We start from the raw sequence: 10,189 nt of genomic DNA, 5'->3' as shown, positions 1-10,189 counted from the left end.
TCCTCGCCGACCTTGACCACGCCACGCTCGACGCGGCCGGTCACCACGGTGCCACGACCGGAGATCGTGAACACGTCTTCGACCGGCATCAGGAACGGCAGATCGACCGGACGGTCGGGCTGCGGAATGTATTCGTCGACCGCCTGCATCAGCTTCAGGATCGACTCGTGGCCGAGCTTGGGGTCGCCGTCCTTGAGGGCTTCGGTCGCCGAACCCGGGATGATCGGGATGTCGTCGCCGGGGAAGCCGTAGGAGGACAAGAGCTCGCGCACCTCGAGCTCGACGAGCTCCAGGAGTTCGGCGTCGTCGACCAGGTCGACCTTGTTCAGGTAGACCACCAGGGCCGGCACGCCGACCTGACGGGCGAGCAGGATGTGCTCGCGGGTCTGCGGCATCGGGCCGTCGGCGGCCGACACGACCAGGATCGCGCCGTCCATCTGGGCGGCACCGGTGATCATGTTCTTGACGTAGTCGGCGTGACCGGGGCAGTCGACGTGGGCGTAGTGACGCGCCTTGGTCTGATACTCGACGTGGGCGGTGTTGATGGTGATGCCGCGCGCCTTTTCTTCGGGCGCCGCGTCGATCTGGTCATACGCCTTGAACGTCGCGCCGCCGGTCTCCGCCAGGACCTTGGTGATCGCCGCGGTCAGCGACGTCTTGCCATGGTCGACGTGCCCGATCGTGCCGATGTTGCAGTGCGGCTTGTCGCGATTGAACTTTTCCTTGGCCATCGACGTCGCTTCCTACTCTCTATCTGACGGGTTCCGAACGCCTCGGGCCCGTCGGCATCAGAATCGCCTCGTCTCGGGTGCGGAAATTTCGCACGTCCTCCACGAGTTCGGCCGGTCGGTGGAGCGGGTAGAGGGAATCGAACCCTCGTATTCAGCTTGGAAGGCTGCTGCTCTACCATTGAGCTATACCCGCACGTCTGAGCCATGAGCACAGACGCTCGGGACGAAGGTGGTGGGGGAAGTAGGACTCGAACCTACGAAGGCTTAGCCAGCGGATTTACAGTCCGCCCCCTTTGCCGCTCGGGACATTCCCCCAACTCTTCGACCGTGAGCGCTGCCGGACCGGCACCGAACGTTCGGACGAACGAAACATCCCCGCCTCGTGTGCGGCGGGGACTCCCGTTGCGGGCGGTGTTATGGCGACCCGGCCCTCCCCTGTCAACGGTGAAACCATCGCGGGGGTCATGGGAATCGCGCGGGCGGTGCGCGAGGCCCGCGGGCCCGGCCTGCCGGGCGGGGCGGCCGCGGGGGTCGGGATCGCTGCGGCGGGCGATTGCTTCACGACCCGGTTCCGGCTCATAACACGGCTTCCGCGCCCGTCGCCGCCACAGGAAACCACCTCATGTCGCCCTCCGATTCGCCCCCCTCCTCGGCTCGTGCCGGACGCCATCCGACCCGCCCCCCGGTCGCCCGGCGGCGGCCCGGCCGGCCCGGCGGCGGCGCCCCGGAGGGCCGGGTGTTCCTCTACGGGCTGCACACGGTCGAAGTGGCGCTGGCCAATCCGCGGCGGGTGATCCACGCGATCTACGTCAGCCGCAACGCCCAGGCGCGGCTCGTCGAGCGCGGGGTGGTATTTCCGGTCGAGCCGCAGGTGGTCGATCCGCGCTGGATCGACGCCCGGGTCGGCGAAGACGCGGTGCATCAGGGCGTGCTGGTCGAGACGCGGCCGCTGGAGCCGGTCGAGCTCACCGACCTCGGCCGGGCGCGGCTGGTGCTGGCGCTCGATCAGGTCACCGATCCGCACAACGTCGGAGCGATCATGCGTTCGGCGGTGGCGCTCGGCGCCGACGCGCTGCTGACCCCCGGCCGCCACACGCCGCAGGAATCCGGCGTCTTGGCCAAGGCGGCGTCGGGCGCCGTCGATCTCCTGACCCACATCGAGGTGGTCAATCTGGCGCGCGCCCTCGGCACGCTGCGCAAGGAGGGCTTCACGGTGGTCGGGCTCGACAGCGAGGGCGCCGCGCCGCTCGACGCCACCGAGGTCGGTCCGCGCACCGTGCTGGTGCTCGGCGCCGAGGGCAAAGGGCTCAGGCCCGTGACCCGCGAGGCCTGCGACACGCTGGCCCGCATCGATCTGCCCGGGGCGATCAAGTCGCTCAACGTGTCGAACGCCGCGGTGCTGTCGCTGTGGATCGTCGGCCGCCGCCACGCCCAGGGCTGACGGCGGCGGAGGCGGAGGCGCGGGCGATCGGCCGCGGCCGCGGCCGGCGGCTCTTGGAAGCGGCGGGCGCGGCGTGATAAGGGGATCGCGCGCCGGCGTAGCACAGCGGTAGTGCAGCGGTTTTGTAAACCGAAGGTCGGGGGTTCGATCCCCTCCGCCGGCACCACATCACGGCACAGATTTGGCTGTTTTTCGCCATTTCCTGCTTGGCTACGCGTCGCCATCCACCATTTCATCCACCACTCGGCGCCGGATCGTGGCAGACAGCGATGGACAGGACCGCGATGCGGCTTCCCGCTATTCCGCAGGAGCCAGCACCGACACCGGCTCGGCTGCGTCCCAAACCCGTTCAAACTCGCGCTCGAATGCGGCTGCCGCGTCACCACCATCCAGCACGATCAGATCATTGTTCTGCTGCTTGAGCCCGCTCGCCGTGAAATTCGCGGATCCGGTCCGTAGGACCTTACCGTCGATCGCGTAGCTCTTCAGGTGCATGATCGGCCCGCGGTGCTTCTTGCGGGCCGCGTCGAACAACGGCGCCAGCCTAGCCAGGTCGTGCCGCTGCGCCGGGTCGAGGATCAGCCGGACGGCCACGCCACGCTCTTGCGCCGCCACCAGGGCGTCAATCACGGGGCGGTCGGTGATCACGTAGCCGGCGAGGTCGATGGTCTCCTGCGCGGTCGCCAGGAGCGCCACGTCGACATGCTCGAGGTTTTCGCTTGGGGCGTAGTGAATCGCGACTCTATCTCCCGCGCGAGAGGCGTTCGAGACGCCAAGGATCGCCAGTGCGACAACGGCTCCGAACAGAGAACTTATCCCCGCGTGACGAAGCCGTGGCATTATATGGCATGCGCCATCAGGGGTGGAGTTCATGTCCGAACAATCCGAATCTGCCGCAAGGGTGATCACCGTCGCATTGAAGGAACTCGTCCGAATCGCGGAAGAGGGTAACCTGTCGATGCTCGCGTACTTACTCGACTTGGCATTAATCGAAGCGCGCGCGGAGCTCAGAGAGCAGGGTGCCGAAGCGATCGGTATTCTATCATTTACGCGCCAATGATAACTTGAGTAGCGCCAGATTTGCGGATGGACTTTCCTGCATTCGGTACGACTTCAGTGAAGCATCGACTCCGTCAGCTTCTTCTGCAACCGATCTAGGAGGAGAACGAACGCCAGCAACATTTCGGCGGCAATCGGATCGTTCGTATCGTCGATCGTCTCCTGCATAAAGGCGACGCACGCCCTACCAAATTGCACGATAGCTCTCAGTTCAGCCGACCTCTCCGCTCGTTCGCTCATACCGCATCCCCAACGAGGTTGGAGGGGAGACACTAGCGCACGGGGGCTCAATTACAACAAGAGGGTGTGGCCGGGTTGTACCCGCAGGAGGCTTCAGGCGACCAGAAGTCGCACCTCTACGCCGTCGGAGGCGGAAGGCATGGAACGCCAGCGATGCACCGCGCCTCGAGGCGAGCCATCTTCATGAGGTAGGCGAGGAATTCGAGATCCGCCGATTCCGCCTGGGTGACCAGTTCACTCAGGAATTCGGCAATCGCCGATGCGACGGTTTCTTTGGTGTTCGGCATGGGAGGCCCCTGATGCGATGGGTGGCAGAAATCGAAGAGGCAAGCTTCGATCACTGTCATTTTGGTTGTTGTTTGCGTAAATTCCCGCTATGGTGGATCTAAGTGAGAGGCGACTGCAGCATTTGGGGAATTTTCGATGATGGTCGAAGAAGGACGCAGATTGGCTCGTGTTGGCTTCGAAGACGGTAGTAACCTGATCGATACTCTGGAGATCGTTCGCAGGTTGTTCGAGGCAGCGAACGCCTCAGGAAAGGTCACGTCAAATCGTTCTTCTGGGTCCGCGGTGGATGAGGGCGAGGTGCAGCCTCCGGTGCAGAAAGTGGTAGTAATGCTCTGATCAGTTCATCTCGACCCAGACATAGACAGAATGCGCTTATAGGGTTAGAGGATTTGACGCGTTCGATGATGAGGTTGAGGGCGGCGATTAGTGACCGTTGATCCCCTTCGGAAGCGTATTCCGTAATTTTTTTGATACCTTTTGATTCATCGATGTTCGACATGATTATGTGTCTCATCAATTTTTTAGTTCAAACACACCTTCTCGGCCCCATTCTCCTTCACGGCGTATGAGAACGTATCCGCCGGAATTCGGCGTCAACGCATCCGGCGCGGGCTCGATGAACAGATCTCCCTCGCGATAGGAACGGTCCGTCATGTAGGAAAGCGGATCTCCGTTTCTGGGCTGAAAGCCAAAGTGTCGCCAAAGGGGAACGACGGCATCCTCGGCTTGACCATAGAAACGGGTATATCCTTTGGCTCTACAGAACCCGATGGCGGCCTCGATCAGCTTGAACGAGAGGCGCGTCCGTCGAAATTTTGGCAGAACTGCCAACCGCTCGATCTTTACAAAATCGGAGAAATACCGGATCCGAACGCAGCCGGCTGGCTCGAGGCCTACATATCCAATGAGATGCGTGCCGGACAGATCGTTGCCGTCGACGTCTTCGTCATAGGGAATCCGCTGTTCCCCGATGTAGGAGACCGCCCTTATGGCGAAAACCTTCTGAAGCTCATCGACCGTGTGAACTGCCTTGATACCGATCGAATTGCCGGACGCAGCAGCGGGATCAAAGCTGTCGTAGATGGGACGGGGTGCCTTGACTACCTCGGTGGCCCTATGTGTGAAATTCGATACGCGGCGATGGTAGTGCAAAACCTCTGGCTTGTAGTGACCGAACTGCGTCGACCCTTTCGAGAAGCCAAGTGTCAAGAAGAAGTCCTCGGCCTCTTGTGATGCCGCTTTGCAGAAGATGGGCGCATCCCGATACTTTCGCGAACTCAAACGTTCCATTATCAGCGAGACGCCGCCGGACAGACGCGGCGGTGTATAGATCGCCCAGATATAGATCGCTGCCGGCTTTTCACTTTGGCGGCAAATATACCCGACGTCGGGTGCATTCGTTTCCAGGCGGCCGTCGAAAAGCGCCTGATAGCCATCCGCCGTCAGCGGGAGCATCGCCACGAAGCCCTCGGGGACCGGTTCGTTGAACCCCGTCGGGTCGTGCTTGGCAAAAACAGTGACGCACTCGGGATTGTGAAGGTATATCCGCTTGACACAATCGAGCGTAGAAATTCCAGCGATCAACGGTGCCGCCCTCGAAAATAGCTCTTCGACCATCGGCATCGACGGGTTGAGCGCGATCACAGACCGCGCATACTTTTCGAAATCCATCGTATCCAGATCGCGCGGCGTCTTGGCTCCGGATCCGTGTGCTTGAAAGTGGCCTGCCGAATCCATTCGATTCTCCGTCGACTGGTCTGGAAACAATGTGGTATCGACGGGGTAAGGCTATCGCGAAGGGGGGCGACGGACGCGATGGTGAATGGAACACAGGTGGATCCGTTTTCGGAACACGGGGAATTGAAGGTCGCGTTCAATTGGGACGATGTCCGCGTGTTCCTGAAGGTCGCGGAACTAGGAAGCGTGCGCGCTGCCGCCTCGGAAACGGGCCTTTCGATCAACGCCATACGGCGACGCATCGAACACCTCGAACACGAGATCCAGGCCATTCTGCTTGTCCGTGGCCCGTCGGGTGTTGAACTGACGGAGGAAGGCGAGCGCGTATATGCAGTCGGCGTCGACATGTACCGGCAGGCAACGCTGTTACGCCGGTTCCCTGGCGCCCGGTCAATTGCTCCCTCCGGAACCGTTCGCATCGGCATCACGGAAGGGTTGGGCTCTTTCTGGATGGCGCCTCGGCTGCCGGAGTTTCGTAAGCGTCATTCGGGGATCCAGATCGACCTGCGTTGCGAAATGCGGTTGCAGGATATCTCTCGTCTGGAGGTGGATTTCGCCGTTCAGCTAGATCCGCCTCAAGACCCGAACCTGATGGTCGCACGGCTGGGCTACCTGCACATCGGGCTCTTCGCGTCGCGGGGCTATGTGGAGCACTTCGGAAAACCCGCAGCATTCGAGGAACTGTCGAAATTTCAATTCGTCGAAATTGCCGCAGAACAGATCAAAGCCGCCGCGTTGAAGGAAAAGGTTAGATCCGACCCGAGCTTCGGTTTCGTCGCGGTCAAGACGAACAGCAGCGCCGCTCATGCTATGGCGATCGTGCAGGGTGGTGGGATCGGAGCTCTCCCAACCTACGGCACGCAATTGTCGTCCGAGCTTGTGCGGATCATGCCGGAGTTTTCCCTCAAGAGAGATATCTGGTTGGTCTATGCCAGTGACATCGTGCGGATTGCCCGGGTCAAAGCGGCGATGGATTGGACGAAGAAAATTTTCGATCCGATCAAGTACCCCTGGTTCAGGGAGACCCCGCCTCCCGCTCAAGATACCGAGAGCGACTCCTCTCTCACGCGAACATCTGATCTGTTGCCAGCGCGAATCTAAAAAGTACAAAACAGCGCCTTTGGAACGTCTCCGAAAGCCCGTACCGCCTGAACTAACCGGCGCGCCGCTGGTAGTCTGGCGAGCCCCCGTTTGTGTCAGAGGCATTTTCAAAAATATGTAACGCAAAGTCATGAACCAAAGAATATGTCCATCCTCTCGCAAGGCTGAGAGCGGATTCTATTCTCTTCCACCTATTTTCATCGCGGACCGCATCCAAGAACTCTCGACCGGCTGCTGTTATTTCATCCTTTGAATAAATAAGTCCGGCCAAATGCAGCCGGCGAACACATTCAGAAATCTCTGCGGATGAGATATTTGATTCGAGATCGGAGATGTACACGCCGGACGGGCGTGCCTCGATGTTCAGCAACACTTTTCGATCCAAAATGAAGCTGCGCTCCATCGAATTCTCCTCGATCCGAGTACGGCGCAGATGGTACCAAAAACGATTTGGACAACCATTGGTAATGTGACGCATTCGTATTGCCGTCATCCGTAGATTGGCATGCCGCTAAACACCACCCCTGAGGGTGCGATCTTCACGATAGAAGCGCCGCTGCTCGTCGAACCACCGAACCCACGAGACCGGCGTCGAGCGCGCTCTGCATAGCGCCTTCGCAGAAGCGCTCCCTCTGAACGATGCTGACCAGCAGGTGGCGGACATCGACGAGCGACACGGACGCGGGAAGGGAGCCGTTCACGAGGAAGGCGGCGCAATCCGCCTCTCGTTCCCATGCCTTCCAGTCATCCGCCGAGAGGCCGTTCCCCACCACATGACCGAGGGAATGGAAGCGCTCACCGGTCTTGTTGAAATCGAACCGTGGAAGCGCCCAATTCTTACCCGCTCGCCTCATCGGGATCATTTCGCCAAAGCTTGCGCCGTCGGCTTCTAGGTCAGGCAGCATGGCGACGAGAGAACGGAGGGCGTCGATTGCGTCGGTCATCCCGGCGTTCCTCTGGCACCCGTTGAACGAGGAAAAGGGAGGCGCGACCGGCGTTCTTGGTTTTCTAGGGGATGCACCGGCCGCGCGGCGCCTAGCGCCTAGCCGGATACTCCAAGATTCCCGCTATGCGCGCAACCGGGTTGTAGTCCGGAAAATTGCATAGAGCGCTTCCGACGCCTCTGCGTTCACTAGTCGTTCAACGCATTGAGGACTGCGGAAGCATGTGGTGAGCGATGGCATCACGCCGGTAGTCCGCATCGGCGGCAATGGTGGTCGCGGGCGCACCGAAAGCGATCAGCCGCATTGCGCGCCTTTGGGAGATCGCCGAGAACCTGCACCGGGCGGAACTCACCGTGCTCGAGCACGACGAGCACGTGTCGGAATGGGTGCGGCTGACGGAGGAGCGCGAAGTTTCGGCGCAAGTTGCGCCGAAACTTCCGAGTGTCGGCGTCGGGCGCGGCGTCGGCGGCGGCCGTCCGGAGAGCGGCATCAACGCCGCCGTTCGCGAACTCGGCATCGATCGCACGGGCGCACAGCGTGCCGTGAAGGTCGCCAGCATCTCTGAACAGGCCAAGGCCGCGGCGCGAGAGGCTGGTCGCGACGAGGACGGAACCCTTTCATCGGCGGTGTTTTCGCGCGGTGAGCGGGTGGACCCACTTTCCGCTCGGGTGCTTCGCCACGCAGGAAGACGTTTTACATCGTGAGGTCGCAAACCCATAGGTCCGACCCGAGGAGCGGTAAGAACGGGCCTCGGAATCGGATGGTGCAAGCAATATTGCCGATACAGCAATTGCGACGACGGACATAATGCGCATGTTCCCTCCTGCTTTAGCTTCGCCGCGCCACACGGCTACCCAGACCGCGGCGCCGTCGGCCGAAATTTCATGACACGGGCGTGGGCTTTGGTTTTCGAATGCGCGGCCCCGGCTTTGTTTCGGTCGGAATAGGCACCATCAGTGCATTGACCGGATTTGGGGTGTGATTCAGCGTCGCGCCGGTCGCAACATCTGTCCCCATTCCGATCAGTCCGCCGAGGAGGATGTTTCCTGCGAAACCCGCAGCACCATTGCCGGCCACATCCGTCGTCACGTTGATTTCCTGCTGAACATAGCCGGGAAGCGTGAAGATTGCGGTGAAAGCTGACTTGCGAGAAATGTCAAACGTGCAGGGTGTCGCAGGACATGCGAGCCCAATGGAGGTCCGGACTGCTGCGCCAGAAGGTTCCGATGTAAAGTTTACTTGCTCTGACATGCCCCGCGTGACCGTCGCACATCCCCCCAATGTTATAGCGCCTGCGATCAGCGAAAATACTAATTTGAGCGTCGACATTTCCCCACCCCGCGTCAGAAACACTGGCGGAAACTGAAGCGTGAGTTCCGAAGAGTCAATGCTACCAGAGGTTAAGTACGCCGGGTGCGGTGAAATGTAACGCCGGGACAGCAGTTTGCGCGCGATCGCTGAGTCGCGGTCACCCCCAGCGGTCTGCGACCATGTCGACGGTGAGCGGGCGGCCATCATTCATCTCTGAGCCTCCTCGTCACCAAACGTACGCCGACCCCGTGGCCGGCATCATCCGGATCGATGAATAGAATACCGGCCTCTTCGAGGGCCGCGGTGATTTTCGCGCCCGTCTGGCTTCTCCCCCCGAGGTCGCCGTTTGACGCCTCAAGGCGCTTCACCGTCGGCTCCGACACGCCGGACGCACTAGCTAGGTCGGTCTGCGACCATGCGAGAAGCGCACGAGCGGCCTTCACCTGTCGAATTGATACTTTTCGTATTGACATCTCTGCCCCTCCGATCGATACTATTAGTATCACATCGGCCCCGAATGGGCAACCGAGTGCCGAAGCGACAGCCTCGGCAAACGCCACAACCTTGCCTCGTCACGAGGGAGATTCACCGATGACCACGCTCCTCACCGCCGCCGGAACGATCGATCGCGCTGCCGTCATGTGCCGGGCCTGGGATCTCATGAAGATCAATTACAACTTCGGCCGGCTGCCGTTCCGCTCGATCGGGCGAAAGTGCTTCGGGTCGTGCCTACGCTGCGCCTGGGCCGAAGCCCGCCAACAGGCCGCGGTCGCGGCGATCCCGCCGGCCGTTCGGGCGGAGCGTATCGCCGACCTGAATTCCGAAATGTCGAACCTTCGCTATCTCGACGACTGGCGCCATGTCGCCGTCCGCGAGCGCGAAATCCGCGACGAGCTCCACCGGCTCGCCGCCTGAAACCGCGGTGCTACGATGGCCCGCGAACTGGACCTGACCACCCCAACCTGGGAGATTCCCATGTCAAACTCGACCGAAACCGACGGCTTTCTCGTTCTGGCCGGCGCCTACAAGACCAACCTCGGCAACGTTCATCTCGCCTACAAAGACGATGAAGTCGACCAGACCGCCGACCTGTTGATTTCCGCGGAGAACTGACCCAGGCGGCAGGGATTTTTCCATCGAGAATTGACCCATGTTTGAACCTCCTCCCTCGCCACTGGTGCGGGGGACAGCGGAGTGATCGACATGGAGTTATTGAGCGTCATCCGGCGCTGGCACTATCGGGATCATTTCTCGATCCGAGAGATTTCCCGGCGCACCGGGCTTTCGAGGAACACGGTCCGCAAGTACCTGCGGTCCGACAGCGTCGAGCCTCGGTT

Annotated in this window: 15 protein-coding genes and 3 tRNA genes; 9 read left to right on the top strand and 9 right to left on the bottom strand. The window is 61.1% G+C overall.

Annotation, left to right across the window (positions count from 1 at the left end):
- From EYW49_RS22405 to EYW49_RS22395, 3 genes are all read right to left on the bottom strand, one after another.
- Positions 1-731: elongation factor Tu (locus tag EYW49_RS22405; RefSeq protein WP_131311922.1), on the bottom strand; the 731-nt coding region annotated here is incomplete at its 3' end.
- A 119-nt stretch (positions 732-850) separates the two neighbouring features.
- Positions 851-924 (bottom strand) — tRNA-Gly (locus EYW49_RS22400).
- A 37-nt stretch (positions 925-961) separates the two neighbouring features.
- Positions 962-1,046, bottom strand: a tRNA-Tyr gene (locus EYW49_RS22395).
- A 307-nt stretch (positions 1,047-1,353) separates the two neighbouring features.
- Here EYW49_RS22395 and EYW49_RS22390 point away from each other — a divergent pair.
- Positions 1,354-2,172 carry a TrmH family RNA methyltransferase gene (locus tag EYW49_RS22390; protein ID WP_131311920.1) on the top strand — a complete coding sequence of 273 codons (819 nt, stop codon included), beginning with the start codon at positions 1,354-1,356 and terminating at the stop codon, positions 2,170-2,172.
- Positions 2,173-2,263: 91 nt separating this feature from the next.
- Positions 2,264-2,338, top strand: a tRNA-Thr gene (locus tag EYW49_RS22385).
- Positions 2,339-2,469: 131 nt separating this feature from the next.
- Here EYW49_RS22385 and EYW49_RS22380 read toward each other — a convergent pair.
- On the bottom strand, positions 2,470-2,868 hold the full coding sequence (locus EYW49_RS22380) for a phospholipase D-like domain-containing protein (protein WP_165498383.1): 399 nt from the start codon (positions 2,866-2,868) through the stop codon (positions 2,470-2,472).
- A gap of 175 nt (positions 2,869-3,043) precedes the next feature.
- Here EYW49_RS22380 and EYW49_RS22375 point away from each other — a divergent pair, with 175 nt between their 5' ends.
- On the top strand, positions 3,044-3,232 hold the full coding sequence (locus EYW49_RS22375) for a hypothetical protein (protein WP_131311916.1): 189 nt from the start codon (positions 3,044-3,046) through the stop codon (positions 3,230-3,232).
- A gap of 355 nt (positions 3,233-3,587) precedes the next feature.
- On the opposite strand, the gene EYW49_RS23180 is transcribed toward EYW49_RS22375, so the two are convergent.
- Complete coding sequence (locus EYW49_RS23180; RefSeq protein ID WP_165498382.1) at positions 3,588-3,758, bottom strand: hypothetical protein; 171 nt, start codon at positions 3,756-3,758, stop codon at positions 3,588-3,590.
- 136 nt (positions 3,759-3,894) lie between these two features.
- Between EYW49_RS23180 and EYW49_RS23320 the strand changes: the two genes are divergently transcribed.
- Positions 3,895-4,095 (top strand): hypothetical protein, encoded by a 201-nt coding sequence (locus EYW49_RS23320; protein WP_206365539.1) that lies wholly within the window; start codon positions 3,895-3,897, stop codon positions 4,093-4,095.
- A gap of 177 nt (positions 4,096-4,272) precedes the next feature.
- Here the strand turns inward: EYW49_RS23320 and EYW49_RS22370 are convergent, their stop codons facing one another.
- Positions 4,273-5,496 carry a GNAT family N-acetyltransferase gene (locus tag EYW49_RS22370; RefSeq protein ID WP_131311914.1) on the bottom strand — a complete coding sequence of 408 codons (1,224 nt, stop codon included), beginning with the start codon at positions 5,494-5,496 and terminating at the stop codon, positions 4,273-4,275.
- Between the two features lie 78 nt (positions 5,497-5,574).
- On the opposite strand from EYW49_RS22370, the gene EYW49_RS22365 reads away from it, so the two are divergent.
- Positions 5,575-6,597 carry a LysR family transcriptional regulator gene (locus EYW49_RS22365; RefSeq protein ID WP_131311912.1) on the top strand — a complete coding sequence of 341 codons (1,023 nt, stop codon included), beginning with the start codon at positions 5,575-5,577 and terminating at the stop codon, positions 6,595-6,597.
- 52 nt (positions 6,598-6,649) lie between these two features.
- On the opposite strand, the gene EYW49_RS22360 is transcribed toward EYW49_RS22365, so the two are convergent.
- Both EYW49_RS22360 and EYW49_RS22355 read right to left on the bottom strand, forming a co-directional pair.
- Positions 6,650-7,000: a hypothetical protein gene (locus EYW49_RS22360; protein WP_131311910.1), complete on the bottom strand. Its 351-nt coding sequence runs from the start codon at positions 6,998-7,000 to the stop codon at positions 6,650-6,652.
- Positions 7,001-7,136: 136 nt separating this feature from the next.
- Positions 7,137-7,541, bottom strand: coding sequence for a DUF6508 domain-containing protein (locus EYW49_RS22355; RefSeq protein WP_131311908.1), 405 nt, complete (start codon positions 7,539-7,541; stop codon positions 7,137-7,139).
- 269 nt (positions 7,542-7,810) lie between these two features.
- On the opposite strand from EYW49_RS22355, the gene EYW49_RS22350 reads away from it, so the two are divergent.
- The gene (locus EYW49_RS22350) at positions 7,811-8,245 is read left to right on the top strand and encodes a hypothetical protein (protein WP_131311906.1); all 435 of its coding nucleotides are present in this window, start codon (positions 7,811-7,813) and stop codon (positions 8,243-8,245) included.
- Between the two features lie 178 nt (positions 8,246-8,423).
- Here the strand turns inward: EYW49_RS22350 and EYW49_RS22345 are convergent, their stop codons facing one another.
- The gene (locus EYW49_RS22345) at positions 8,424-8,870 is read right to left on the bottom strand and encodes a translation initiation factor 2 (RefSeq protein ID WP_131311904.1); all 447 of its coding nucleotides are present in this window, start codon (positions 8,868-8,870) and stop codon (positions 8,424-8,426) included.
- 573 nt (positions 8,871-9,443) lie between these two features.
- Here EYW49_RS22345 and EYW49_RS22335 point away from each other — a divergent pair.
- From EYW49_RS22335 to EYW49_RS22325, 3 genes are all read left to right on the top strand, one after another.
- The gene (locus tag EYW49_RS22335; protein ID WP_131311902.1) at positions 9,444-9,767 is read left to right on the top strand and encodes a hypothetical protein; all 324 of its coding nucleotides are present in this window, start codon (positions 9,444-9,446) and stop codon (positions 9,765-9,767) included.
- Between the two features lie 15 nt (positions 9,768-9,782).
- The gene (locus tag EYW49_RS22330; protein ID WP_131311900.1) at positions 9,783-9,965 is read left to right on the top strand and encodes a hypothetical protein; all 183 of its coding nucleotides are present in this window, start codon (positions 9,783-9,785) and stop codon (positions 9,963-9,965) included.
- Between the two features lie 90 nt (positions 9,966-10,055).
- Positions 10,056-10,189, top strand: a 134-nt coding sequence (locus EYW49_RS22325; RefSeq protein ID WP_131309656.1) for a sigma factor-like helix-turn-helix DNA-binding protein, incomplete at its 3' end; no start/stop codon positions are given.

Source organism: Siculibacillus lacustris (assembly GCF_004328075.1).
Classification (GTDB): domain Bacteria; phylum Pseudomonadota; class Alphaproteobacteria; order Rhizobiales; family Ancalomicrobiaceae; genus Siculibacillus; species Siculibacillus lacustris.
The sequence above is the reverse complement of the archived record's forward strand: the minus strand, read 5'-3'. Positions and strand labels throughout refer to the sequence as shown.